Annotated in this window: 20 protein-coding genes; 19 read left to right on the top strand and 1 reads right to left on the bottom strand. The window is 36.1% G+C overall.

Features of this window, described 5'->3' with window-relative positions; translation table 11 throughout:
* Positions 1-49 precede the first annotated feature (49 nt).
* From ACZ9EE_RS05225 to ACZ9EE_RS05150, 16 genes are all read left to right on the top strand, one after another.
* Positions 50-1,303 (top strand): MFS transporter, encoded by a 1,254-nt coding sequence (locus tag ACZ9EE_RS05225; RefSeq protein WP_476025608.1) that lies wholly within the window; start codon positions 50-52, stop codon positions 1,301-1,303.
* Positions 1,304-1,577: 274 nt separating this feature from the next.
* On the top strand, positions 1,578-1,985 hold the full coding sequence (locus ACZ9EE_RS05220; RefSeq protein ID WP_476025607.1) for a C-glycoside deglycosidase beta subunit domain-containing protein: 408 nt from the start codon (positions 1,578-1,580) through the stop codon (positions 1,983-1,985).
* A gap of 19 nt (positions 1,986-2,004) precedes the next feature.
* Complete coding sequence (locus ACZ9EE_RS05215; protein WP_476025606.1) at positions 2,005-2,994, top strand: sugar phosphate isomerase/epimerase family protein; 990 nt, start codon at positions 2,005-2,007, stop codon at positions 2,992-2,994.
* A gap of 343 nt (positions 2,995-3,337) precedes the next feature.
* Positions 3,338-5,815, top strand: a complete 2,478-nt coding sequence (locus ACZ9EE_RS05210; RefSeq protein ID WP_476025605.1) for a GH39 family glycosyl hydrolase — start codon at positions 3,338-3,340, stop codon at positions 5,813-5,815.
* A gap of 222 nt (positions 5,816-6,037) precedes the next feature.
* A complete protein-coding gene (locus tag ACZ9EE_RS05205) occupies positions 6,038-6,826 on the top strand; it encodes a sugar phosphate isomerase/epimerase family protein (protein ID WP_476025604.1) in 789 nt (262 codons plus the stop codon).
* Positions 6,827-6,845: 19 nt separating this feature from the next.
* The gene (locus tag ACZ9EE_RS05200; protein WP_476025603.1) at positions 6,846-7,940 is read left to right on the top strand and encodes a Gfo/Idh/MocA family protein; all 1,095 of its coding nucleotides are present in this window, start codon (positions 6,846-6,848) and stop codon (positions 7,938-7,940) included.
* Positions 7,941-8,044: 104 nt separating this feature from the next.
* On the top strand, positions 8,045-10,285 hold the full coding sequence (locus tag ACZ9EE_RS05195) for a glycoside hydrolase family 3 N-terminal domain-containing protein (protein ID WP_476025602.1): 2,241 nt from the start codon (positions 8,045-8,047) through the stop codon (positions 10,283-10,285).
* A gap of 381 nt (positions 10,286-10,666) precedes the next feature.
* A complete protein-coding gene (locus ACZ9EE_RS05190) occupies positions 10,667-12,067 on the top strand; it encodes an MFS transporter (RefSeq protein WP_476025601.1) in 1,401 nt (466 codons plus the stop codon).
* Between the two features lie 74 nt (positions 12,068-12,141).
* A complete protein-coding gene (locus ACZ9EE_RS05185) occupies positions 12,142-14,820 on the top strand; it encodes a glycosyl hydrolase (protein ID WP_476025600.1) in 2,679 nt (892 codons plus the stop codon).
* Positions 14,821-14,901: 81 nt separating this feature from the next.
* Positions 14,902-15,828, top strand: coding sequence for an AraC family transcriptional regulator (locus ACZ9EE_RS05180; protein ID WP_476025599.1), 927 nt, complete (start codon positions 14,902-14,904; stop codon positions 15,826-15,828).
* A gap of 315 nt (positions 15,829-16,143) precedes the next feature.
* The gene (locus tag ACZ9EE_RS05175) at positions 16,144-17,640 is read left to right on the top strand and encodes an ABC transporter substrate-binding protein (RefSeq protein WP_476025598.1); all 1,497 of its coding nucleotides are present in this window, start codon (positions 16,144-16,146) and stop codon (positions 17,638-17,640) included.
* Positions 17,641-17,909: 269 nt separating this feature from the next.
* Entirely contained in the window at positions 17,910-18,815 is a 906-nt protein-coding gene (locus ACZ9EE_RS05170; protein ID WP_476025597.1) for a sugar phosphate isomerase/epimerase family protein, read from the top strand.
* 59 nt (positions 18,816-18,874) lie between these two features.
* Positions 18,875-20,002: a Gfo/Idh/MocA family protein gene (locus tag ACZ9EE_RS05165; RefSeq protein ID WP_476025596.1), complete on the top strand. Its 1,128-nt coding sequence runs from the start codon at positions 18,875-18,877 to the stop codon at positions 20,000-20,002.
* A 12-nt stretch (positions 20,003-20,014) separates the two neighbouring features.
* Positions 20,015-20,455 (top strand): C-glycoside deglycosidase beta subunit domain-containing protein, encoded by a 441-nt coding sequence (locus ACZ9EE_RS05160; protein ID WP_476025595.1) that lies wholly within the window; start codon positions 20,015-20,017, stop codon positions 20,453-20,455.
* Between the two features lie 20 nt (positions 20,456-20,475).
* Entirely contained in the window at positions 20,476-21,447 is a 972-nt protein-coding gene (locus tag ACZ9EE_RS05155; protein WP_476025594.1) for a sugar phosphate isomerase/epimerase family protein, read from the top strand.
* A gap of 56 nt (positions 21,448-21,503) precedes the next feature.
* The gene (locus ACZ9EE_RS05150; protein ID WP_476025593.1) at positions 21,504-22,469 is read left to right on the top strand and encodes an ROK family glucokinase; all 966 of its coding nucleotides are present in this window, start codon (positions 21,504-21,506) and stop codon (positions 22,467-22,469) included.
* Between the two features lie 59 nt (positions 22,470-22,528).
* Here the strand turns inward: ACZ9EE_RS05150 and ACZ9EE_RS05145 are convergent, their stop codons facing one another.
* Positions 22,529-24,070 (bottom strand): DUF5597 domain-containing protein, encoded by a 1,542-nt coding sequence (locus ACZ9EE_RS05145; protein ID WP_476025592.1) that lies wholly within the window; start codon positions 24,068-24,070, stop codon positions 22,529-22,531.
* 123 nt (positions 24,071-24,193) lie between these two features.
* Between ACZ9EE_RS05145 and ACZ9EE_RS05140 the strand changes: the two genes are divergently transcribed.
* From ACZ9EE_RS05140 to ACZ9EE_RS05130, 3 genes are all read left to right on the top strand, one after another.
* Positions 24,194-25,015: a helix-turn-helix domain-containing protein gene (locus tag ACZ9EE_RS05140; RefSeq protein ID WP_476025591.1), complete on the top strand. Its 822-nt coding sequence runs from the start codon at positions 24,194-24,196 to the stop codon at positions 25,013-25,015.
* A 267-nt stretch (positions 25,016-25,282) separates the two neighbouring features.
* Positions 25,283-26,176 carry a sugar phosphate isomerase/epimerase family protein gene (locus ACZ9EE_RS05135; protein ID WP_476025590.1) on the top strand — a complete coding sequence of 298 codons (894 nt, stop codon included), beginning with the start codon at positions 25,283-25,285 and terminating at the stop codon, positions 26,174-26,176.
* 18 nt (positions 26,177-26,194) lie between these two features.
* Positions 26,195-26,605, top strand: a complete 411-nt coding sequence (locus ACZ9EE_RS05130; RefSeq protein ID WP_476025589.1) for a C-glycoside deglycosidase beta subunit domain-containing protein — start codon at positions 26,195-26,197, stop codon at positions 26,603-26,605.
* Positions 26,606-26,625: the final 20 nt, after the last annotated feature.

Here is a 26,625-nt window from a genome sequence, read left to right as displayed (position 1 = left end):
GTCTCTAATTTGATATCAATCAAGTAAAAAGATTGAAGGGGGCAGTTGGATGGAGAAACAAAGAGGTTTTTTTCGTTATGAAAATTTCCTAGTCATTACCATGTTTTTAGTTGTTGGTCTTGTATTCTTAGATCGGTTAAGTTTAGGGTTCATTTTTCCGAAAATTGCTCCTGAGTTGGGATTGTCCAATACACAACTAGGAATAACTGTGTCTGTCACTGGACTATTTTTTGGCCTTTCTACTTTGATTTTTGCCAGTCTTTCCGACTTCTTAGGTAAAAAGAAACCGATGCTTGTCATTTTTGTGTTTCTATTTTCCATTGCTACCTTACTATCAGGGATTGTCGGTTCATTTGCTACATTACTATTAGTAAGGGGCATAATGGGATTGGCGGAAGGCCCGGTAATGCCGCTGGTTCAATCGATTGTGATTCAGGAGTCTTCGGAAAAAAGAAGAGGTCTAAATATGGGAATCGTGCAAAGTTCTTCTTCCTTAATTGGAGGAACATTAGCACCTGTTCTCACCGTTGCTCTTGCTGCTTCTTTTGGCTGGAGATCTTCCTTTTATATCATTGCGATCCCGGGAATCCTCATGGGTCTGATCATATGGAAGTTTTTAAAAGAGCCAAAGCCAAGTATGTCCCCTCATGTGGTACCAATAAAGTCTAAACCAACTAAAGCTGATTACATTCGTGTTTTTAAGACAAGAAATGTTTGGTTAAGTACAATTGTTGGTATTTGTAATATGATTTATATTTTATCACTTACTGCTTTTTTACCTACCATTTATGCAGAAGCTACTAATTATGGGGAAGCACAAATTGGTATGTTATTAGGCCTCATGGGTCTGATGATGTTTATTGGACAGTTCGGGGGTGCAGCTATTTCCGACCGTATTGGTCGATTACCTGCAATTAAAGTATTCTCTTTATTAGCTATATTCCTTCCTATCTCAATAGCTCTTTCTTACCACAACTTCGGAGTCCTACTCATCTCCATTCTTGTTTTCTCTTTAGGAAATGGCTACCAGCCATTAATTATGAATATTATTCCTGCTGAATCTGTTTCAAGGGCATTTTCAGCAACATCGATAAGTTTTGTTATTTTAACTAGTGAAATTATCGGCGGTAGTTTTGGGCCAACTGTGTCAGGAATCCTAGCTGATCGATTTGGACTTATGGCTCCATTATGGGTTACGGCAGCAGCTGCTTTTGTTGGGTTCCTTTTCACTTTTGGTATAAGTGAAACCGCACCTATTAAACTAAATCAATCGAGCAATAAAGAGATATCAGCTCAAGTATAAATTTGGGAAAGGAAGGTGAAAATCCTTCCTTTTTGATATATGTAAGTTAAATTTAATTTAAATCGCATTTGGGGATAGGTTAAAAAAATGCATTACATTTTTAATCTGAAATGATTACATATATTCTTTTAAAAAGGAAAATGGATATAAAAGTATATGGAATGGGGAGAAAACAAAATAGTTTTAATGATATTGAAGAGGTATATTTTAAATAGAACACAACATAATAAGCGTTTTCTAAGAGCGAATTTGAATCATTAAGGAGTGAAAATACATGTTTGAACAGTACTTAGTCTGCGAAGATGGTTTTCGAAATGTGGTGGAAGACGGACAGGTAGTTGGCTTTGAAGTAAAGTTACGGATTCCATATTATCGTGGTATTGCTTTGTCATTAATTAATAGTATTGATTTAGAGATAAATGATCAATCTTATGTACATGACGATATGATTTTTTCAGTAGAAACCGGCAGCTTTCCATATCACGAATTATCAACCGTTATCAATAATCGCTGGGAATTCGGTGAAAAGGCAACATTATTCGTGAAAAAACCAGGTGGCTTAGAAGCAGGGACGCATAAAGTACATGCTGTTGTTAATTTGCGAATTTCCTATCTGCCATGGCCTAATATTGGAAATGATATCAAACAAATTACACTTGAAGAAGATAGAATTATAGCTTAGTTAAAAGGAGGGTTTAAAAATGAACAAACAAGCAAACATTAAGCGCGGAGTTTCATTATATAGTTACCAGGAAGAATACTTTACAAGAAAGTTAACTTTAGAACAATGTATCGCTGAGGCGGCCAAAGCTGGTGCTACAGGGATTGAATTACTTCCAGAACAAATGCTTACAGGGTTTCCTAAGGTAACGGATCAATTTGTTGACCAATGGTTTGGCTGGATGGATGAATATGGAGTCGAACCGATTGCCTATGATGCGTTCTTAGATAACAAATTATTCCCTAATCGCTTGTTAACGCTAGAAGAAAATGTGGAAATGATGGTGAGAGATCTAAAGCTTGCTAATAAACTAGGGTTTAAGGTTTTAAGAACATTGGTTTCCACACCGTTGGAAGTTGTACAGAATAGTCTGCCTTATGCAGAAGAGTATGACGTTAAAATTGCACTTGAAGTTCATGCTCCTTTCACCTTTGGGACACCATGGTTTGAAGAAAGACTAGAATATATCATGAAGAGTGGAACCAAGTGGTTTGGGATTATGCCTGACTTAGGCATCTTTGTGAAGAGAATGTTACCAGTTATGGAGCAAAGATATATCCGTGATGGGGCTACCCCAGAGATCGTTCAATTGGTCAGTGACAATTATGCCAATGGTCTTGATAAACAAGAGACATTTGAAATTGTAAAAAGTATGAAGAATGCCAATAAAAAAGATGTAGAATATGCAGAACTAGCAATGCACTTTGTCTATACCGATCCAAAAATCCTTAAAGACTATATTCCTTATATCATGCATGTCCATGGGAAATTTTATGAAATTACAGAAAACTACGAGGAACCTAGTATTCCATATAAAGAGATTATCGAGGTATTAACAGAAGCTGGATATGAAGGATATATTGACAGCGAATATGAAGGAAACCGTCACATCCAAGACTTTATGGAAGTGGACAGTGTAGAACAAGTTAGACGTCATCAAGTCTTATTAAGCAACTTACTAAATAAATAGAATGTTGTGAGGCTGACCCAAAAGGTTGTTGTTGTATAATTTTTTCACACTCTGTTGATTAGAGCGAAACGCCTGGAGCGGCAATCAACAGACTAGTTTAATGTATAAAAAAGTGGGTGCCCCCAAAATATACTTTTGGGGGCACCCACTTTAATGTTTATGCTCATTTTAATTTGCGCTTACTTGAATATTATAAAATAAATGTCGAAGTGTCTTCTTTTTGTGCTATATTTAGAAATAAACGACTTTTTAAAAAGTTTTTGTGTTTAAAGAGGTGATTGAACTGAGTGCTACACACATTTTCCAATCTTCAATAGATTCCAAATTGATAACGGTTTCGGTTATGAATCGTAAGAGTAATCTAGAGCATGCTCATCGAGACATTGAATTGATCTACATGATAAAGGGCCAGCTTCAAGTGAAAATAACGAATAATATCAATCACTTGAACAAATCCGACTTTATCTTGGTCAATTCAAATGAATTTCACTCTTTTCAATCTGAAAAGGATAATTTATTTGTTGTTTTTCATTTTAATTATTTAGAACTAAGTTCTTTACTGAGTCAAAAAAGTTTATTATTTACTTGTAATTCAAACCAGCAAAACCCTTCTTCCGATCAGGAATTAAGAAATGTCATTGAAGAATTATTATCGGTATATATGCAGCAGAGAAATGATTCTGAGGTGGAATCATTAGAGAAAACGTTTAAATTAATCTCATTATTAAAATTACATTATTTAAAGAGTACGAATCAGCTAGAATTACAAAACCAAACAACTAACAAAGGTCAAAATGAAAGATTATCTGAGATTATGGAGTATATCCAAAGTAATTATCGGGAGCCCTTAACGTTAGAGGAAGTTGCCGGTCTCCATTTCATCTCTGTTCCTTATTTGTCTAAATTTTTTAAAAAACAAACTGGAAAAACCTTTTCTCAATATATAAATGAAATTCGTCTCGCCCATGCTGTTAACGAACTAGTTAACACGGCTAAGCCAATTACACGTATTGCATTAGACAATGGATTTCCAAATTTAGCGGCTTTTAACAGGGTCTTTAATGAAGTTTATCAGTTAAAGCCTGTGGAATTCCGTAAACAGAAGTCAGATACAACTAAAAAAGAGGAAAATATTACGGGAGAAATTAGGAATCATGATAGTAATGAAGCATTTACTGAGCTGCAGCAATATCTGAAAAGTTCAGTAGAGCAAAAGGTCAAAACATTTCCTCAGTCCACAGGAGCAATCGAAACAGAGATAATAAAAATAGGGAAATTGGATGCCTTTACGAAGTATTGGAATAAGCTTTTGAATATTGGGTATGCAAAAGATATTTTAAATTCGGATATGCAAGAGCAAATTACTCTCTTACAAGGCGAAATCGGCTTTACCTATGCCAGATTTTGGGGATTGTTTGGCGATGATATGCTGGTGGAAGATCGTTCTGGTGGAAAAATCACTTACAATTTTTCTAATACAAACAAATTATTGGATTTTCTAGTCAAAAATAAATTAAAACCTTTTATTGAAATTGGTCCAAAACCTAAAATTATTCATAATGCCATAGGAGAGAACATTGTTGTCCAGACAATAAGTGAAAGGACACTAGAAGAATGGACAAACCTTTTTAGGGCGTTTTTACTACAATGCATTCAGCGGTATGGAATTGATGAAGTCGAGACTTGGTATTTTGAGATGTGGAAACCGCACACAGATGTATTTAATACAAGTTTACAAAGTGAAAAGGATTTCTTAGATCAAATTAAAAATAATCAAAATGTTGGTCTGAGCCATTTTAAAGAGTATTTTAAAATATTTAGCGAATTAAAGAAGCATACAAAGGAATTAATTCCATCAGCGAAGGTTGGTGGATGTGGGTTAAGTATGGATTTGGAAGGCGACAAACTTGATTTGTTACTAGAACAATGGAAACAAGAGGAAGTCCAGCCTGATTTCCTTTCCATATCCATTTATCCGATCGAAATTCATCGTGATAAGTATCGAGTACCGATTAAAAACCTACACTCCAACAATCCTAATTATGTCATTAATAAACTGAATGAGGTAAGAAAAGCATTAAAAAAGGCTGGATTTGATGGTTTAGAATTGAATGTAACAGAATGGAATATTTCTATATCTAATCGAAACTTCCTTAATGATAGCTGTTTTAAAGCTTCTTACTTGATAAAGAATATCATTGAAAATTTAAATCAAAATCAAGTGAATATGATGGGCTATTGGTTGTTTTCAGATATTTTTAGTGACTTTTGGGACTCTAAAACACTTTTGCATGGCGGGGCCGGATTGGTGACGAAAAGCGGAATAAAGAAACCAAGCTACCATGCCTATATGCTGTTAAAACAATTGGGTGAAATTCTTGTGGCCAAAGGTGACCATTATATTGTGACGAAAAAGTCTGGTCATCGCTATCAAGTGATCTGTTATAACTACAAACATTTTAACTACTCTTATTATTTACATCCTGAAGGAAGTATGGGAATTCACGAGCAATACGAAATATTTGAGAACAATGACACGTTGAACCTGTCATTAGAAATACAAGGCATCGCCAATGGGAAGTATCGTGTCAAGGAGCTGAAATTGAACCGCGACCATGGGAGTGTACTTGATGAATGGTTGAAATTTGGTGCCGTGGATGATATGAAACCAGATGAAGTAGACTATTTAAAGCAAGTTTGTGTTCCGGATATGAAGGTAAAACATCATGTTGTGGAAAATGAATCGATTATTTTAATAGGAGATCTACAACCGCACGAGGTAAGATTGTTTGAATTTAATTTGTTAATAAGTGATCTATAAGTGTTATAAAACTAAAGAGATTAAAAATCTAGTGTAGATTTTTAATCTCTTTTTTTAAATCATTCATAATTCTAAAAAAAAAGAATGAAAATTAATATTTAATTGGTTAATTGTAAGAAAGATATAAACTTGTTCTTTGATTAAAATAAAAATGTAAGCGGTAATCAAAATTTTTAGTGTTATATAGATTATGTTCTAACAATATAGGGAGAAGGTTTTATTATGATGCAGCTTGGAATTATTGCAGCACCAACAGAGGAAAGTTTTCAAAAAGCGAAGCAAAAAGGATTAGAATTTATAGAAGTTTGTGTCAATGAAGGTCAAAATGTGGATGAGTTTTTTCGTAATCGTGAGAATTTACTAAATTGGAAAAATGAATATGGTATTAGCATTGGCTCGATTGGAAGATGGAAATCATTGCGTATTGATGAAAAAGGCAGCGTGATCGAAGAAGAGCTAGAAAGATGCTGCAGATTGATTGATGTAGCCAGTGAATTAGGATGTACTAACTTTGTAAGTGGCTGTAACTACGTGGAAGAATTATCTTTCTATGAAAACTGTACAGCTGCCATTCAGTTTTTCTCTTTATTGATTGACTATGCGAAACCAAAGGGAGTAAAGGTCTCTACTTACAACTGCCGAAAGGTGAATTTTGTCAATACTCCTGATGTCTGGAAAATTGTTCATGGTCATTTGAAGGAATTAGGAATCAAATTTGATCCTTCACATAGTCGATATTTTGGCGGTGATTACCTCCAAGAAACACTTGATTGGGGTGATCGCTTCAACCATGTCCATTTAAAGGGGTCAATGATCATTAATGGCGTGAGAGTAGATGACCCGCCGGCAGGGTTGGACCAAACAGATTGGAAAACATTCATTTCATTGTTAAGAGTAAAAGGTTATACAGGCGGATTAAGTATTGAACCGCATTCTCCTGTATGGACAGGAGAACTAGGAGAAAAGGGAATCGATTACACGATTGAGTATATGAGGAAACTAGCATTTTAACTTGGGGAGAAGTGGTCAAATGAATGACAAGAAACTACGTTATGGATTAATCGGAGCGGGAAGTAATGCGGAAAGAAAGCATCTAAATAATTATATGACACTGCCAAATGTCGAATTAGCCGCCATTTGTGATGTGAATATCGAAAATGCCCAAAGACTAGCCCAAAAATATAATATTCCAAACGTCTATAGTAATTATGAGGATATGCTAAACAAGGAAGAGTTAGATTTAGTAAGCGTTTGTACCCCAAATTTCCTGCACGCGGAAATATCTATTTACGCACTTGAAAAAGGGGTCAATGTGCATTGTGAAAAACCGCTGGCCATTAATGCAGTGGAAGCACAAAAAATAGTCGAAGCGAAGATTAAATCCGGAAAACAGGTGATGGTTGGTTTAAATAATCGTTTTACAAATGAGGCAGTTTATGTAAAAAAATATATTGATGCGGGTTACTTAGGAGATATCTATCAAGTAAAAGCTGGCTGGATTAGACGTAGCGGTATTCCAGGGCGAGGCACATGGTTTACAAATAAGGATTGTGCTGGCGGCGGAGTGATGATTGATTTAGGTGTTCATTATCTTGATTTAGCACTATATCTTATCGGGATGCCGGAACCATCGTACGTTACTGGAGCCATTCACCAAAATTTCAGTCATACCACAACACGTAACCGCAACGGTTATAAAGGAAATCCAAACGGCATCTTTAATGTTGAAGATACAGCTATAGGCTTCATCGGTCTACAAAATGGGGCAACAGTGAATTTTGAATTTAGCTGGGCTTCTAATATTGCACAAGACAAAACGTTTGTGGAAATATTAGGAACAAAAGGCGGAGTAAGCCTTATTAATGGGGAGTTAAAGTTACACTCTGAATTATTGGATACTTGTGTGGATATATCGCCAATTCTGAATCCAAATATTAAATTAAAGAATGAATTTGAACATTTTACAAATTGTATTTTATCTGGTGAAGAATTAATCGCTCCTGCTGAACATGGTGTTTACATGATGAATATAATCGATCATTTTTATAAAGCGGCTAGCCGAAAAGAACCTGTTTTTTTTGAAAGAGGTAAAAATAAGGTTGTATTACTATCATCGTCATTTTAAAAAAAGATGAATGGAAGTACCTAGTAGTGTAGAAAATATAAAATCTGCCTATAGGGTACTTTTTGTAATTCAGGATTACATTCATGAAAGGAAGTGCTTTGGTAATGCCAAAAGTAAGTAGTAAAGATAGTTATAAAGATTTCGAGAATAAAATAAATGAATTAATTGATAAAATGACTTTAGAAGAAAAGGTTGGTCAATTAACACAATTTCTACCATCTATATTTGGGGCATTTGGAATGACAAAAGACGAAATCATTGCCAAATTGGTAGAGGGTGAGATTTCATATGAGGAATTTCAGGCCATGGAGAGAAACTATCATAAAGATGAAATTAGAGAAGGCCTCCTTGGTTCTATGGGAGGAGCTACCGGTGCAGAGCTTTCAAATGAACTACAAAAAATTGCGGTTGAAGAATCTAGATTAGGAATACCGCTTCTCTTCGGCTTAGATGTGGTCCATGGCTACAGGACGATCTTTCCTATTCCTCTTGCAGAAGCCTGTAGCTGGGATCTCGAATTAATTGAAAAAACAGCAGAAATTGCCGCAAAAGAGGCCTCTGCTGCAGGCATTCATTGGACCTATGCACCAATGGTAGATATTACAAGGGACCCGCGCTGGGGAAGGATTGCAGAAGGTGCAGGAGAAGATACATATCTGGGTAGTATGATTGCTGCTGCTAGAGTCAGAGGATTTCAAGGAGATGATCTAACTAAACCTGAGAGAATACTAGCCTGTGCAAAACATTTTGCTGCTTATGGTGGAGCAATTGGCGGCCGTGACTATAATACCGTGGACATGTCTCTACAAACTCTTCACGAAGTGTACCTTCCACCGTTTGAGGCTGCAGCAAAAGCAGGTGTAGGTACATTTATGAGTGCTTTTAATGATTTGAATGGTGTTCCATGTACTGTAAACAAATATCTATTAACGGATGTTTTAAGAGAACAGATAGGATTCAAAGGCTTTGTTATAAGTGATGCCAACTCGATTGCTGAAGTAGTTGTTCATGGAGATTCAGAAGATCGGAAAGAAGCCAGCAAAAAGGCACTACTGGCGGGGTTAGAAATGGATATGAGTCAGGGGACGTATAAGGAAGATTTACCTGAACAAATTAAGACCGGTACAATACCTGAAGAGGCTTTAGACGAAGCCGTTAGACGAATTTTGCGGGTGAAATTTCAGATGGGGCTTTTTGAGAATCCATATCGAACCAATCATGAGATTGAAGTAAAATCCTTGTTGGCACCTGAACATGTAGAAATATCGAGAGAAATGGGAAAACGTTCAATTGTCTTATTAAAAAACGAGGATCAAATTTTACCATTAAAGAAAAACCTTAACAAAATTGCTGTGATCGGCCCATTGGCTGATAATAAAAAGGATATGCTCGGTACTTGGGCCATCACTGGTAATGAAGAAGATGTGGTTACCATTCTTTCTGGGATTACTTCTGCGGTTGAAAAGGACACAGAAATAGTCTACGCCAAGGGTTGTGAAGTCATTGGAGATAAAGGGGCAGACTTTAAGACAGCTGTAGAGATTGCAAACGAATCGGATGTGATTATTGCGGTTGTTGGTGAAAATGCCGACATGAGTGGAGAAGCTTCCAGTAGAATGGATTTAAATTTGCCAGGCCGGCAGGAAGAATTATTAAAAGCATTACATCAAACAGGTAAACCTATCGTTGTGATCCTTATTAACGGAAGACCATTATCGATCCCATGGGCGGCCGAGAACGTAGCTGCCATTGTAGAAGCATGGCAGCTGGGCATTCAGACTGGCAGCGCTGTCGCGGATGTGTTGTTTGGTGATTACAATCCAAGTGGTAAATTAGTGGCGACTTTCCCTTTTTCAGTTGGACAAGTTCCTATTTACTATAATCATCCTCGTACAGGCAGACCGGCAAGTAAGATTAAGTTTACTTCTAAATATATTGATGGACCACATCAACCCTTGTTCCCTTTTGGCTTTGGTTTAAGTTACACGACATTCAATTATCAAAACCTTACTGTAAATTCTCCAGAGGTTACGAAGGAGAGTCTCGTAACGATTAATATAGATGTAACTAATACAGGGCTGCGTACCGGTGAGGAGGTTGTCCAGCTTTATGTTTCTGATGTCGTTGCAAGCAGGGTAAGACCGGTTAAGGAATTGAAAGGCTTTAAAAAGATCAATCTGCAACCAGGAGAACGGCAAACTGTTACTTTTGAAATAAATATCAATAGTCTTGGTTTTTATAATAAGGCTATGGAGTATATAGTTGAACCTGGTTTGTTTAAAGTATTCATCGGATCAAACTCTCAAGAAGGACTAGAAGGAGAATTTAGAGTTTTAGAAAACTAAATTTGAACGGATCGACAACCTATACTTGTTATAGGTTGTTTTTTTATCCTCTTATAAAAAATAAATTATGGGCAACCTGTCCTAGGTAATTATTAATCTGTTTTTAATAAAAGTGTGATAAAATAGCTAAAAAACTCAAACTATTGTCTTATGTTAAAATAAATGTCAGATTTTACTGAAAAAAGGTTAAGAATCATACCTACTTATTTAATCTTTTCTTAGGTACTCATAAAAGCTCACTTTAAAGGATAAAAAATTATACTTATGTGTTTAATTAAATGAAGGCGGTTACATATGGGTTGCGGTACGATAATTGTAACAGTAGCTACTGAATGTTTTACAAGTTTGTAATTGAGGTATTTTGAACTAGGAGGATAAGAGATGGCAAATGGAGCAGTTCCACAAACAAAAGAAAGTTTGGTAGTGCCTCAAATTAAAGGTAATCTTAGTTTTCTTACAAAGTTAAGTTATGGATTTGGTGAGTTCTCTGCCAGTGTCGTTTGGAGCTTAGCGTCTTCCTATCTATTGTTTTTTTATACAGATGTTTTTGGCATCGCTGGTGGTGCAGCAGCTGTAATCTTGCTTGTAGCAAGGGTATGGGATTGCTTTGTTGATCCTATTCTCGGTTTAATCATGGAACGGACAAAGAGTAAGCATGGCCGTTTTAGACCCTATATTCTTTACGGTGCCTTTGCTCTAGCTTTATTAAATATTTTGACCTTCTACACTCCTGACCTAACAGGTACAGCTAAGGTTATTTACGCAGGTGTTACATACTTACTACTAGGTACTGTCCACTCTGTCGTAAATGTACCGTACGGTGCCCTTGCAACAGTTATGACAAGAGATACTCACGAAAGAACAAATTTAAATGCGTATAGAGGAGTTTTTGGACAAGTCGCTGGTATTCTTACAGGTGCTGCGGTAATGCCTTTAATTACTATCTTGGGTCATGGTAATCAGCAACACGGTTTCTTCTATGCTGCAATTGTATTATCAGTGGTATCCGCACCTTTATTATTCTTTACCTTTAAGAACTGTAAGGAATTAATAGAGCCAACCATAGAGGAGAGACCAACTCTTAAGGAATCTTTACAAGCTGTTGGAGCTAATAAACAATTACTACTATTATTAACTAGTCTTTTCGTTGTACTATTAGGTGTATTTGGAAGAATTGGTACTTTAACGTATTACTGTATTTACGTCTTAAATCGCCCAGATTTAATTGCAGTCTCATTTACAATTCTTTCCGTTTGTGGGGCAATTGGTTCTTTTTCTCTTCCGTTAATAGCTAAATTTTTTGAAAAGAAAACAATCTTAATTCTTGGTTCAATCCTTACTGGTATTGCTTTTATAGCATTATACTTTACACCAGCTACCAATATTACCATGATTATCGTATGGACAATCGCTGCATGCTTGCCAACTGGTTTTGCCAGCCCTATGAACTTTAGTATGGTTGCTGACTGTATCGATGACTATCAAATTAAAACAGGAATTCGAGCTGACGGTGCTATTTACTCATTTACAAGTCTTTCAACTAAGATTGCAAGCGCTTTAGTTGGAGCTGTGAGTGCAACTATTTTAGGGGCCATCGGTTATGTTGCTAATCAACAACAGACACCGGAAGTTGTACATGGAATAAATGCTTTAGTAAACCTAGTGCCTGGGATCCTTTATCTATTAGCCACAATTCCGTTATTTTTTTATAAGATTTCTAAAGCAAGAGCTATGGATAATACAAATGAACTTTTAAGAAGACGAAATGAGTTAACAATGTAAATATATTATTTTTGAGCTTATAAGTTACACTATCATGTGTAGCTTATAAGCTATTTTAATAGGAGGTTTGCATCATGATTAAGACTGTTCAGGATTTAATGAGCCAGCAAACAGGAAATTATATTCTACCTTTTCTATGGATGAAAGGGGAAGAAGAAGAAGTTATCAGAGAAGAAATTGCTAGAATCTATGAATGCGGGATCAAAGGAATTTGTGTCGAAGCAAGGCCGCATCCTGATTTTGCAGGTCCAGGCTGGTGGCATGACCTGGATATTGTCATGGACGAGGCCAAACAAAGAGGAATGAGGGTTTGGGTATTAGACGATGCCCATTTTCCAACAGGTTATGCCAATGGATTAATTGAGAAAAAATATCCGAACCGAAAGAAAACTTATATCAACTATAATACAGTTGATGTATTAGGTGCGCAAAATGAAGTAACGATCCATATTAGTCCGATGTTAAAACCGAAAACATCATGGTTAGATATTGGTAAGCCAATAAACAAAGAGGAACAGAAAAATAATAAATTAATTAGTGTGGTAGCAGGAAAACTAGTAACAGATGGAGTTATTAATGAAGAATTAATCGATTTAATTAATCATGTTGAAGGTGATTTTTTAACCTGCACCTTACCAGAAGGACCATGGAGAATTTATGTCGTTTATGAAACGAAAACGGACGGCGGCAACCCGAAATATATCAACATGATTGATGAAGAGTCAGTCTGCACTCAACTTGAAGCGGTATATGAACCACATTTTCAACATTACAAAGACGAATTTGGGAAGACATTTGCCGGATTTTTCTCAGATGAGCCCGCATTCGGAAATGTTAATGGGTTTGATTTTAATGAATCAATCGGAAGGAAAGACATGCCATTACCTTGGAGTGAAGAAGCAAAAACTTTGCTTTCTGAAGCCCTAGGGGATAACTGGAGAGTATTCCTACCCTATCTATGGAACAGCTCTGAAGAAATGAACATTTGTGTCCATACTCGTTATACCTACATGGATGTTGTTACCCGTTTATATGAAAAGAACTTTAGCAATCAATTGGGCAAATGGTGTGAAGCACATAATGTTGAATACATTGGACACGTGATTGAAGATAATGATCAGCATAGCAGATTAGGAAGTGGTGCGGGGCATTTCTTTAGAGCCCTATCAGGGCAGCATATGTCCGGGATTGACGTAATTGGCGGTCAGGTGATTTTTGGCGGTGCAGGGTTAGAACGCCGTGGAATCTTTAAGGGAGATGGAGAATTTTATCATTATACACTCGGAAAACTAGGTTCTTCCTATGGTCATCTCGATCCCAAGAAAAAAGGAAGAACGATGTGTGAATTATTTGGTGCTTATGGATGGAAGCTTGGTGTTAGAGATATGAAGTATATCCTGGACCATCTAGTTGTCCGTGGCATCAATCACCTTGTTCCACATGCATTTTCAATGCGTGAATATCCTGACTTCGATTGTCCACCACATTTCTATGCACGTGGACATAATCCGCAGTTCAAGCATTTTGCTTATCTGATGCACTATGCTAACCGCTTATGCCATATTTTTAATGGCGGTAGACATGTGGCACCTGTAGCTGTTTTATATCACGGTGAAAGTGAATGGACAGGCGAATATATGAAAATGCAAAAGCCTGCTAGAGCCCTTACTGAAAATCAAATTGATTTTGATTTTGTTTCGATTGATATGCTGAATAATTTAGAAACCTACAATGGAAAGTTAGAGAATAACCATTTAACTATTAATGGCGAAGAATTTAAATGTATAGTTATTCCTTATAGCCAATATATAACAAAAGAGTTGGCCGCTTTTATTAAAAATGCAGCTGGTTTAGAAATTATTTTTGTAGATGGACAACCTGAAGGGATTTCTAATGTTGTAGATGGACAAGAAGTGTCTGAACTTTTAAGAGCTTTGGAAAAGTATAAGATTGTACCTCTAAGTGAGTTGGCTAAAGAGCTTAAGGAGAAAGGAATATTTGATCTTCAATTAAAGAAACCATTCAAGAATTTAACCTATTATCATTATGAAAAAGAGATTAGTATTTACATGTTTCAGAATGAATCAGCACATGAGACTTTCAGTGGGGATATTGAACTTTCTGGTGGAGAATTTGCTATAATCTATAACGGACTTGAAAATAAATTTGAGAAGATAGAAGTTAGGAAAGTAAACGGAAAAAGTATTATTAATCTAGAGCTAAGACCTTATGACTCTTGTGTTCTATTTGTGGGTGACGAAGCCCTGAACGGTGAATATGAAAAATATCGTCCTTTTTCAATAAAACTTAATGAATGCGAAGAAACGATAGATTTATCTAAAAGCTGGAATTATTCTTTGGTAAATAACATTGATTATCCGAATTTTGGCGAAGTAACTCAAATGAATGAATTGGTACCAATTTCTAATATAGACCCAGCTTTTACAGGAATTATTAAGTACGAAAAGACATTTGAGCTTCCAGAAGTTCAAAGACAAGGGATTTTAGCTTTTGAATCTATTTATGAAGCCGTGGAATTATCGATTAACGATCAATATGTTGGGATGAAAGTTTGTCCACCTTATATTTACGATGTTGCGGACTATTTAAGGGAAGGCACCAATACCATCCGTGTAGAAGTAGCAACTACATTGGACAGGGATCGTTTTAATCATCCAGAACCTCCATTTATTGTATGGCATGATCCTATAGACCCAACCGGTATGTTTGGAAAGATTACGTTGTCCTTTTAATGATGATATTAAAAAAGGTGTGTACATAAAGAGGCACACCTTTTTTAACGGTACTTTGTATTAACTGTAGGGGAGGCGCTTATGAAATATCCATATGAAAGTGCGGTCATAAACGAAGAGATTCCAATGTTAATGTTAATGACAAGTGTGAGATATGTCGCGATGCACTGGCATGACAGGATTGAATTTTTGTTTGTTCTAAAAGGACGAATTCAAGTTTTTGTAGGAAGTGAGGAGTACTCCTTAAATGAAAATGACTTGCTGCTGATTAACAGCAATGAAGTTCATGGTGTGGAAGCAAGTGAAGATAACCGGGTGTTACTACTTCAAATACCGCTAACTTTTATTGAAAAATGGTACCAAAACATTGAAAAGGAATCTTTTGAATGTCAATCCTTTCATAATAAGGATCAAGAAAGGTTTAATGGTATTCGTTTGTTGATGATTCACCTTATGTTTACTTTAAGAAAAAAAGAGCTAGGGTATGAGATTAAAATTCATTCATTACTTTTAGACATAGTTTACAGTCTTGTTAGTCAATTTAGAGTGGCAAATCATAAGCAAATCAACCGAAAAAGCAGCAAAGACATAGAACGTCTAACAAGAATCACCAGCTATATCCAAAAAAATTATGTGCATCCGATTACCTTAAATGAAATCGCTGAAAATGAAGGGTTGACGGTTCCTTATTTATCACGATATTTTCAGCAGCATATGGGACAGCCTTTTGTAAAGTATTTAAACGGAATTCGACTGGAACAGGCAGTAAAGTATTTATTGGAAACCAATTGGCCAGTTATTCAGATTGCCATGGAGTCAGGTTTTTCGAGTTTAAATACGTTTCACAAATTGTTTAAAGATACCTTTCATACAACCCCCTATCAGTTCAGAAAAAATCAGCAGAAAACCTTGGGTAACTCTCTTAAAAATGAAGTAAAAGGAATCGAAAGTTATGAATATACCGAAGAAGATGATCTTTATGAATTGGAAAAGTATTTCAGAGATTAGAAATTACAGTAGACCAAGAGTTATAACTAAAAGAATTGAATAAGGAGGATTCACCGCAAAGAGGAGGAAACTTTGCGGTAATAGTTTAGAATATTATTTATTTTCATAAAATATTAAAAATTAATATAATTTTTCTTAATTAATTGAACGTTTTCTAGAACTTTCCTCCTTATAATAAGCGGTATATGAATCGATGGTTAAAATAATATAACCATTTGAATAGGGGGGATACTTACAGAGTTTATATTGATTTTGGTCGTGAACACTATTTAAAAATGATAGCGGTTTCAAAAAATAAAAAATGGGGGTTCTTGAATGCAAAAGAATAAAAAATTAATAAGTATAATGCTTGCTTGTTTTTTACTAGTTCTGTCGGCATGCAGTTCGAATAAAGAGAGTTCCACATCTGAAAGTTCAGGTTCAGGGAAAAAAATATCTGAAGTAAATATGGTCTTTTTTACAACTGAAATACCCAAAGATATCAAACTCGTACAGGATGAAATTAACAAGATATCAGAAAAAAAAATCAAGGTTAGGGTAAAATTAACACCCATTAATATAGGTAATTACGTTCAACAGATGAATTTAATGTTATCCAGTAATGAAAAAGCAGATTTAATGCTGGTTACCTCTTTTTTTGGTTATACATCACAAGTGGCTAAAGGACAATTATTACCACTGGATGATTTGGTAGATAAGTATGGTCCGGATATTAAAAAGACAATGGATCCGGATTATTTGAATGCTGCCAAGGTTTCTGGGAAATTGTACGCAGTTCCAACTCTTCGAGATATGGCAGGAGCACCTGGTATAAATATGCGCAAGGACTTGGTAGATAAATATAACATTGACATTAATAAAATCAAAACACTGGATGATGTAGAGGCTGCTCTGAAAACGATCAAGGAAAATGAGAAAGGGATCACTCCAATTGTTCCTTTTCAGCCTGGAGCTCAGCAAACTGTCGTTTATAACTGGTTCGATCCGCTAGGTGACACAATGGGGGTTCTACCAAACTACGACAATAATATGAAAATAGTAGACTTATATGAAACAGACGAATATGCGCAGTTTGTTAAGACAATGAGAAGATGGAATCAGGAAGGACTTACGTTAAAAAATGCAACAACGAATCCAGATCCTGGCACATCGTTAGTGAAGTCAAATGTAGGTTTTAGTTATTTTAGTCCTCAAAAACCAGGTATTGCTTTACAGGAATCGCAAATTACGGCTAAGCCAATGGTGACTGCTTCACTTTTAAAACCAGTTACAACCACCTCTGCCGTAACCACAATGATGTGGGGAATTCCACAGAGCTCTCAGGTCCCGGAAGCAGCAATGAAATTTCTTAATTTAATGTATGGAAATAAAGATATTGTCAATTTGCTAGATTGGGGGATTGAAGGAAAGCATTATGTTAAAGTATCGGATAATGTAATCAAGTATCCAGATGGGGTAAATGCAGGAAACAATGGTTACAATTTAAATATGAGCTTTGCAATGGGGAATTCTTTTCTATCATATGTATTCGAAGGGAATAATCCAGACATATGGAACGAAACGAAGGAGTTCAATAAAAGCGCGATTAAATCTAAAGCACTTGGATTTAATTTTGATAGTTCATCCGTTAAAACGGAAGTAACAGCCGTTACCAATGTCGTTGCAAAATACGCACTAGGACTTGAATCAGGTGTATTAGATCCTAATAAGAGTCTACCTGAGTTCATTAAAGGTTTAAAGGCCGCTGGTATTGATAAGATCATAGCAGAAAAACAGAAACAATTAGATGAATGGGCAAAAAACCAGAAATAAGAATTTTATTTTAAACCAAAAAAGGTGCAGTTTAACATTGCACCTTTTTTGGTTTTTATATAATTTCGGGAAAGGTTAAAAATAACACTATCATATTTAATCTATTATAAATACAAAAATGTAGAATCTTTGAAAAAGGACGAAAATGTATACCTTACTAGGATAATTAATGTAAGGGAATATATCAAATAACGGGTTAAGATATATATGTAAGCGAAATCATTTATTAATTCTAAGATTTTACTATAAACATAGGAGGATATGGCACGATGAAGCTTGGATTTAACAGTGCTATCTTAAATGAATGCACCTTTGAAGAAGTTATTGACTATGCAGCTGAAAACGGTTTTTCATGTGTGGAGCTTTGTGCATGGCCGAAAGGGAAAGCGGCCCGTAAATATGCAGGTGTTACCCATCTTGATGTCGATCACTTAGATGTGGATTACGTCAAAAATTATACCGAAGCAAAAGGAATTAAAATTTCTGCGATTGCTTATTATCCTAATGCTTTAGATGAAGATCCAGAGAAAAGTGAATACTACATTGCCCACATCAAAAAATGTATTGAGGCAGCCCACAAATTGGATATTAACATGGTCACCACCTTTATTGGCCGAAACCAAAAGCTAACAGTAGATGAAAATTTGGAAACGATGACAACGGTTTGGAAGCCTGTCATAGAATTTGCAGAAGAGCTTGGAGTCAAGATTGCAATTGAAAACTGCCCGATGTTATTCACTTCAGACGAGTGGCCAGGCGGCCAAAATCTTATGACAACACCAGCCATCTTCCGTCGCGTGTTTGGATTAATCCCAAATAAAAACTTTGGATTGAATTTTGATCCATCGCATTTTGTTTGGCAGCAAATGGATTATATTAAGCCTTTATATGAATTCCAAGAGCGGATCTTCCACATCCACTTCAAGGATATCAAAGTATTTAAGAATCGCTTAAACGATGTGGGAATCATGGCAACACCACTGGAATATATTTCGCCTAAATTACCAGGCCTTGGAGATGTCAATTGGGGCCAATATGTATCTGCTCTAACGGATATTGGCTACCGTGGATATGCCGTCATTGAAGTTGAGGACAAGGCATTTGAAGATTCACTTAAATCGAAAAAAGATTCAATTAACATTAGTAAAAACTATTTGAGTCAATTTTTTGCTTAAATAGATTATCAATTTATATATCTAATAAAATATTTTAAACAAAAAGGAGAATGAATATTATGGGTAAATTAAGAATTGGTATTATTGGCTGCGGTGGTATTGCAAATCAAAAGCATTTTCCAGCATTAGCACAATTTAAAGAAATTGCTGAAATGGTGGCATTCTGTGATATTGAAATTGAACGTGCTGAAAAAGCCGCTAAAGAATATGGAACTGAAGATGCAAAAATTTATGTTGATTATAAAGAGCTATTAAAAGATGAATCCATTGATCTTGTGCATGTATTAACTCCAAACGTTAGCCATAGCCCAATTACAGTTGCTGCATTTGAAGCAGGCAAGCATGTTATGTGTGAAAAACCAATGGCACACAATACAGAAGCTGCTCAAAAAATGATGGATGCTTGGAAAAAATCCGGCAAGAAATTCACCATTGGATATCAAAACCGCTTCCGTCCAGAAGTCCAATCACTTTATAAAGCTTGTGAAAAAGATGAGCTTGGAGATGTTTATTTTGCAAAAGCACATGCCCTTCGCCGCCGTGCAGTTCCAACATGGGGAGTATTTCCTGATAAATCACAGCAAGGCGGAGGTCCACTAATCGATATCGGTACACACGCTCTTGATATCACTTTATGGATGATGGATAATTACAAACCAGTTTCGGTAACAGGTTCTGTGTTCAATAAACTAGGTAATTTACCAGAAGCTGTCGAAGGCAATATGTTTGGCCCTTGGGATCCTGAAACATATGAAGTGGAAGATTCAGCATTTGGATACATTAAAATGGAAAATGGAGCAACGGTATTTCTTGAATCTTCTTGGGCACTTAATGTACTAGAATCAAGAGAAGCGGCTACAACTCTATGTGGAACTAAGGCAGGAGCACAAATCAATTCCGGCATGAGCTTCCGCAACAATGAGTTAATTTATAATTCTGCACGCAATGGTATGTTAACAGAAGAGAAAAACTCTGCAGGTGGAGCCATTGCATTCTTTGAAGGTGGATCCAATAAACCCGAAGTACTCGAAGCAAAACAATGGTTAGAAGCGGTTAAATTTGATAAAGAACCACTAGTGAAACCAGAACAAGCATTTGTTGTGACAAAGATTTTAGATGCTGTCTATCGTTCTGCTGAAACTGGAAAAGAAGTTGTTTTTGAACAGGAAACAGTGGCTAGCAAATAGGAGGTGGACCAAGTGGCATTTAGTATGAAATTACCTTTCGTCGACGTTGTTTGCGATGAAAGTTTAAAAAATACTTTTGTGAATGGTAAAAAGTTGGGGTATGAATTCCAAATCCGTTTAAGTAACTATCGGGGGCATTATTTATCCTGTATTGAAGAGTTTGTGGTTACCGTTGATGGTAAAGAAGTGAATTCTGATGATATAACTTTTGGGTTAAATGAAAAAGAGTTTACCTTAAGACAACTGCCAAGTCTTATTTCGGAGTTTTGGAATTTAGTAGAACCAGCTACGATTAGTGTATTTGCACCGGGAGGTTTATCTGAAGGAGAACATCATATTGATGTGAAAATGATGTTACGTATTCCATATATGGCCGTTCCTGGAAGAAAGACAGAACGTGAATATGCGGTATTAGATTCTTGTGGAAGCAAAACATTACAGGTAAGAGATTAGGAGAAAGGAGGTAAGATCAATTGAGTAATATTAAATTAGGTGTTTCTCTATATAGCTTTACAGATGAATACGTGAAAGGCAAATTTACATTAGAGGATTGCATTCGCACCGCAGCTGAATTTGGAGCGGAAGGATTTGAGTTGGTAGGTACACAAATGCTTTCATCCTACCCATATGTAAATGACAAAATTTTAACTGAATTTAAGGCCATGACGAATCACTATGGAATCGAATTTATTTCTTACGGAGCTAATGCAGACCGCGGGGTAAGAGCGGATCGTGATTTAACAGAAGAAGAATTGCTTCAGTCGTCTATTATTGATTTGAAAACAGCGAATAAATTGGGTTGTAAAATTATGCGTGCTCAATATCTTATTGGACCATCCGTATTTGCTAGATTAGCGCCATATGCGGAGGCTTACGGAATCAAGGTTGGAATTGAAATTCATAATCCTGAAACGCCAACATCACCAAGCATTCAAAAATTCACCGAGGTAATTGAAAAAACAGGATCTCCCTATCTTGGATTTGTTACTGATTTTGGCACTTTTGCAACTCGCCCAAATAAACCGCATTGGGATGAGGCTTTAGCCAATGGAGCACCTGTTGAATTACTGGAAATGGCCGCTCAATTTCGTTATGATGGAGTTCCGATGATGGAAGCAAGACAACGACTGCTTGATGCTGGTGCAAATGGTGCTGTAATCGGGGCATTCCAAGGAATGTATGGATTTGTTACTTTTTACAACGAGCCAGATTATGAAGGGTTAAAGCAAATCATGCCTCATGTAATTCACTTCCATGGAAAGTTTCATTATATTGATGAAAATCTGGAAGAAGCAAGCATTCCATATGATAAGATCTTACCGATTATTCAAAACTCTGATTTTAATGGTTATATTGTCTCAGAATATGAAGATCATTTATCGGGAAGAGCTATAGAAATGACCAAACGTCATTTACAAATGGAGCGGAAATTATTAGGTAAATAGTTTATAATAATACAGGTGGGTTTTTCACCTGTATTATTTTATAAGGCGGGGAATAGATGAAAAAACTAATTGGTATTGATCTTGGAGGCACTACGGTTAAATTTGCAATCTTAACTGAAGAGGGCGAAATTCAACAAAAATGGAGTATTGAGACAGATATTCAAAATGAAGGAAAGAATATCGTACCAAACATTATTGAATCGATTAAACATCGTCTTGATTTGTATGGGCTTTCAGCTGATGATATTTTAGGAATCGGAATGGGTTCTCCTGGGACAGTTGACCGCGCCCAAGGGACAGTCATTGGAGCTTATAATTTAAACTGGAGTACTTTGCAGCAAGTAAAACAACAGATTGAAGAAGAAACAGGCATTCCTTTTAGTATTGATAATGATGCCAATGTCGCTGCATTAGGTGAGCGCTGGAAGGGTGCAGGGGAAGATGGTGCTGATGTTGTCTTTGTTACACTTGGAACGGGTGTAGGAGGCGGTATTATTGCAGATGGTAATCTTATTCACGGTAAGGTTGGTGCAGGTGGAGAGATTGGCCATGTAGTTGTAGAGCCTAACGGTTATCAATGTACATGTGGAAATCAAGGCTGTTTGGAAACAGTAGCAAGTGCAACAGGTGTTGTCAGATTAGCCAGAGATTTTTCAGAAAAATATGCTGGGGAATCTGAATTAAAGTGGTTAATTGATGATGGACAAGAAGTGACGGCTAAAACAGTCTTTGATCAAGCTAAAAAAGAAGATAAATTGGCTTTAATTGTAGTCGATAAATTTTATTATTATTTGGGACTAGCTTGCGGCAATATTGGTAACATCTTAAACCCTGAAACTATTGTTGTTGGTGGGGGAGTGTCAGCGGCAGGGGACATGCTGTTAAAAGGGGTAGAAGAATATTTCCAAAAGTTTGCCTTCCCAACAGTAAGAACTAGTACGAAACTAAAGCTTGCCCAGTTAGGAAATGATGCAGGGGTAATTGGAGCAGCATCACTTGTGAAACAAACTCGGAACAGATAATAAATAAGCCAATACATACAAATAATATTATTTGTATGTATTGGCTATTAAAATATATTTTAATATTCATATACTTGAATTTTATATGCTGAAGGCATATCTTTCAACTGTATCATCATCTTTTCATCACCGTTTAAAACTCTTCCTGCGTTCCATTCACCGTTAACAAATTCGCCTTCTTCGAATCGTAACAATTCCACGTGTGTATTTTTTCCTGGCTTTGAAAAAAATTGAACCTTCGTCATTGTTCCAATAACGACGAATTCATTTTCCGAAAGTTCAAAAATCATGCCTCCTGAAGTTGGCTTATTTGGTGCTTTTGGCGAATAAGATACGAGAATATCATAATTGTTAAAATGAAGGAGCTTACCAAAGTCATGTTCATTTCTCTTTACAAAGCTCTGTAAATGACTGGTGCCTCTATATTTATAATAGAGTGGTTTGATATTTTCGATTATGGAATAGCTCTTGGCTAAATATGCTGCGCTGCCTTCAATTTCAAATGCAGAGGGGTCAATATTTAATGACATCATTATTTCTAGTGGTGGTTTGTCAGTCTTTTCTGGATTCATTAAAAGTTCTTCAATGCCAAATGGTGCATAACAAATTGCGTTACAACCACCAACAGCATATAGGGCATATGTAGCTGAGACAGCATCCTTTCGGACCTCTGGGATGAATAATGGATTGCCACCCTGACTATATTCATCCAATACATCAGGTACATATGGAACATAAATATCAGGTGCCAGACAAAATAGAGAAGGAGCCATTAAATTCCACATTTTTCGCATCTTCATTACGGGACCGCCACTTGGATAGGTTCCCGCACGCCACGGGAACTGTTCTAACCATGCATTGGCGTAGCAAGGAAGAGGATAAGCCTTTTGACCTGTGTTCGTAATTCGTTCTACTGCAGATGAAAAATAATAAGCCATAAAGTATTCGCATGAATCATAGCCAAATGCTTCTTCCCATGTTCCAGAAACTTGGAATTCTTCCGCAACGGATTGCGGAATTTCTTGTGAAAAAGCTTTATTTGCTGTAAAAGAATAATCTCGATCTGTCCCTAAAAGTCCGATTTCATTTTCAACCTGCATAACAATAACGGTATTTTTTTCTGAATCAATAGATTTGATAAATTTCATTAAGTGATAAAATGCGTTAGCATCCTTTTCAATTGCGGCTTCACATAAAGGTGAAATGGTATTTATTGCTTCACCGCTTGGTTTACATGCACGGAAATAAGTTCTAGTATTTTTTTTCATCCAGTGGGGCACATACATAGATTCTGAATTTTTCCACAATCCAAACCATAGGAAAATAAGATGCATGTTATTTTCACGCGCTTGGTTGATGAGTCCTTCAACGATGGTAAAGTCAAATTGATTTTCATCTGGTTCAATTAATTCCCAGTAAACAGGGACAATAACGGAATTCATATTTAATGTTTTTAAATTTGGCCAAACCTGTTTTTCCATATATTCCAGGTTCGAGGAACTAGAATTATGGATCTCTCCAGCTAACGCAATAAAGGGTTCGTCACGAACGAATAATGTTGGAATATCATTGTATTTTTTAATATGAGGCATTGTTGACATGATAAAAGCACCCTTTCATGATAAGATTATATTAATATCTTAATAAATCTTATTGTCAGAATAAATCTTAAAATATTATAGTTGATATGAATATATTAAGTATTGAATGGGGCTTTTTGAATTATGGAAAAGGTTTTTTTTACAAAATACACAGAACAAAATTTAAAACTACCTTTTGTTTTATATTCTTTAGGTTTAAATCATAGGCAGGAATACATAAACAGACCTTCAGGTTTGCCATTATTTCAATGGATTCAAGCTGTCAAGGGAAGCGGAGTGCTCGAAATAGACAATAAACAGTTTGTGGTTGAGGAAGGGAGCGGGATATTATTCTTCCCAAATGGTGGTCATAAATATTATGGAGTGAGCAAAGAATGGATTGTTCATTTCATGTTGTTTACAGGCTATGGGACAAAGGATTTTTTTGAAAATATCGGGATGGAGCAATCGGGTATTTATAAACTAAACGATCCTGAAATAGTAGAGAAATATATGGAAGAATTATTTTTAATTTATACTCGCAATAGCCGAATGGAAATGTATGATTTTTCAAGAGTGCTTTATGATATTTTACTGGAGTTTCCAAAATCAACTACGCAACAAAATGAAAGGTTTATTCAAAATCAGAATAACAAAGTACATCTCGTAATGGATTATATTAACCAGCATTATAACGAGCCCATTGTGTTATCTGATTTAGCGGAAAAGGTCCAATTGTCAAAAGAGTACCTTTGCCAGTTATTTAAAAAGATTAACGGATTTTCTATTTTTGACTATATTACAGATGTTCGTTTAGCAAATGCGAAAACCTTTCTAATTAAGGAGAGGAATGAAAAAATCAAAAATATTAGTAAAATGTGCGGATATGAAGATGTTAGTTATTTTGGGATGGTATTTAAGAAAAAGGAAGGTATAACGCCAGCGAAATTCCGAGAACTACATTAGGAAGTTGGAACTGTCAAGTAAGGATAAAAATCACGCTATGATTTTTATCCTTTTTTATTTATGGATAATGAAAGAGACAAAAAGAAATAAAATCTATATCTATTAAGATAAATAACTAAAGGTATTTAGTAGAAATAAACTTTATAGTTAAAGTGGAAGCGGTATCAACCTGTGCCTGGTTACCACCAGAAGTCAAGGAAGTGTTTATGTGGTAATTTGGTAAAGTTGTAAACGGATACAGTATATGAAAAAGGAGAGTAAACTGGTATGAATTATGAAGCTGGGAATCTTAGAAAACCAAAACGAGGAGTTTCACTCTATAGTTATGCGGGCGAATATGGTGTAACCATGACATTAGAAGATATGTTTGCAGAAATGAACGATATTGGTGCAAGAGGCTTAGAAATATTAGCAAACTCACATATTGAAGGCTATCCAAATCCTAGTGAGGAATGGCTGGAAAATTGGGATCGATTAATAGAAAAATATAATATTGTTCCGGCAGAATACGGTCATTGGGTCGATTCACGCTTGTATGAGGGAAGACATCTTACATCAGAAGAATCATTACAAATGTTGGAACGTGATTTCAAACTGGCAAATAGACTTGGATTTACCGTTCTTAGGACCAAATTAGGCGTAATCGATGATGATCTTACTCCCGTAGAAAACTGGCGGGAATTTATCAAAATGGCGCTTCCGTTAGGAGAAAAATACAATGTCCGCATGTGCCCGGAGATTCATGCTCCTACACTTTTGAAATCTAAGATGGTGGACGATTATGTTGAGTTTATTAAAGAGACAGGAACAAAGTATTTTGGATTAAACATCGATTTTGGTGTATTCGAAACCAAGGCTTTACCTGCAAGTGAATGGGGTCCAGATGATTTTATCATGCCTCCATCTGAACATAGTCCAGTAGAGGATATTATCCCATTATTACCTTATGTGTATTGCTGCCATGCTAAATTTGTAAAAATGACAGATGATTTTCAAGAGATGACGATTCCTTATGAAAAAATTATTAATACATTAATGGAGCATAACTGGGATGGCTATATGGTGAGTGAGTATGAAGGTCCAAACAAAGACGTGACCGGCTATGCCTCTGAACAAATTCGGAAACAACATGTAATGATGAAAAGAATTTTAGGAGAATAAGAGAGAAGGAGAATAACCATGACAATGTTAGAAAAACCTTGCATCCAATCGAGAGGCTTTAAAAATGTAGAGAAAAATGGAAAAATCATTGGCTTCCAAGTTAATATAAGATCTTTGTATTATCGAGGGCTCTGGCTTTCACAATTACGCCCCGCTACGGTTTCAGTAAATGGGGAAACTTTTTCAGGCGATCAGATCACATGGACGATTAATGGTGATACCTATACGCAAGCTGAAATGGCTTCACTTGGAGATGTTCATTGGGGCATTTTAGAGCCAGCAACGCTTACAGTGGCAAAAGAAGGCGGACTAGAAGCCGGAAGCCACGATATTGAAGTAAGCTATACGTATAGCTGCTCTTATTTTCCACCAGTGGCAGATACGGTTCTTGGTGCAATTCCCCACAAGAGAAAGTTAATCCTAGTTTAAGTTTTGAAAAAAAACTTTTG

The sequence above is a fragment of the Bacillus sp. URHA0034 genome (genome assembly GCF_056280405.1).
The sequence above is the reverse complement of the archived record's forward strand: the minus strand, read 5'-3'. Positions and strand labels throughout refer to the sequence as shown.

What these genes read in the sequence shown, in the direction of transcription:
- ACZ9EE_RS05145 (WP_476025592.1), bottom strand. Translation starts at nt 24,070, where the DNA reads ATGTCAACAATGCCTCATATTAAAAAATACAATGATATTCCAACATTA.
- ACZ9EE_RS05170 (WP_476025597.1), top strand. Translation starts at nt 17,910, where the DNA reads ATGAAGCTTGGATTTAACAGTGCTATCTTAAATGAATGCACCTTTGAA.
- ACZ9EE_RS05220 (WP_476025607.1), top strand. Translation starts at nt 1,578, where the DNA reads ATGTTTGAACAGTACTTAGTCTGCGAAGATGGTTTTCGAAATGTGGTG.
- ACZ9EE_RS05180 (WP_476025599.1), top strand. Translation starts at nt 14,902, where the DNA reads ATGAAATATCCATATGAAAGTGCGGTCATAAACGAAGAGATTCCAATG.
- ACZ9EE_RS05150 (WP_476025593.1), top strand. Translation starts at nt 21,504, where the DNA reads ATGAAAAAACTAATTGGTATTGATCTTGGAGGCACTACGGTTAAATTT.
- ACZ9EE_RS05205 (WP_476025604.1), top strand. Translation starts at nt 6,038, where the DNA reads ATGATGCAGCTTGGAATTATTGCAGCACCAACAGAGGAAAGTTTTCAA.
- ACZ9EE_RS05140 (WP_476025591.1), top strand. Translation starts at nt 24,194, where the DNA reads ATGGAAAAGGTTTTTTTTACAAAATACACAGAACAAAATTTAAAACTA.
- ACZ9EE_RS05130 (WP_476025589.1), top strand. Translation starts at nt 26,195, where the DNA reads ATGACAATGTTAGAAAAACCTTGCATCCAATCGAGAGGCTTTAAAAAT.
- ACZ9EE_RS05210 (WP_476025605.1), top strand. Translation starts at nt 3,338, where the DNA reads ATGAATCGTAAGAGTAATCTAGAGCATGCTCATCGAGACATTGAATTG.
- ACZ9EE_RS05175 (WP_476025598.1), top strand. Translation starts at nt 16,144, where the DNA reads ATGCAAAAGAATAAAAAATTAATAAGTATAATGCTTGCTTGTTTTTTA.
- ACZ9EE_RS05225 (WP_476025608.1), top strand. Translation starts at nt 50, where the DNA reads ATGGAGAAACAAAGAGGTTTTTTTCGTTATGAAAATTTCCTAGTCATT.
- ACZ9EE_RS05195 (WP_476025602.1), top strand. Translation starts at nt 8,045, where the DNA reads ATGCCAAAAGTAAGTAGTAAAGATAGTTATAAAGATTTCGAGAATAAA.
- ACZ9EE_RS05135 (WP_476025590.1), top strand. Translation starts at nt 25,283, where the DNA reads ATGAATTATGAAGCTGGGAATCTTAGAAAACCAAAACGAGGAGTTTCA.
- ACZ9EE_RS05185 (WP_476025600.1), top strand. Translation starts at nt 12,142, where the DNA reads ATGATTAAGACTGTTCAGGATTTAATGAGCCAGCAAACAGGAAATTAT.
- ACZ9EE_RS05165 (WP_476025596.1), top strand. Translation starts at nt 18,875, where the DNA reads ATGGGTAAATTAAGAATTGGTATTATTGGCTGCGGTGGTATTGCAAAT.
- ACZ9EE_RS05200 (WP_476025603.1), top strand. Translation starts at nt 6,846, where the DNA reads ATGAATGACAAGAAACTACGTTATGGATTAATCGGAGCGGGAAGTAAT.
- ACZ9EE_RS05190 (WP_476025601.1), top strand. Translation starts at nt 10,667, where the DNA reads ATGGCAAATGGAGCAGTTCCACAAACAAAAGAAAGTTTGGTAGTGCCT.
- ACZ9EE_RS05215 (WP_476025606.1), top strand. Translation starts at nt 2,005, where the DNA reads ATGAACAAACAAGCAAACATTAAGCGCGGAGTTTCATTATATAGTTAC.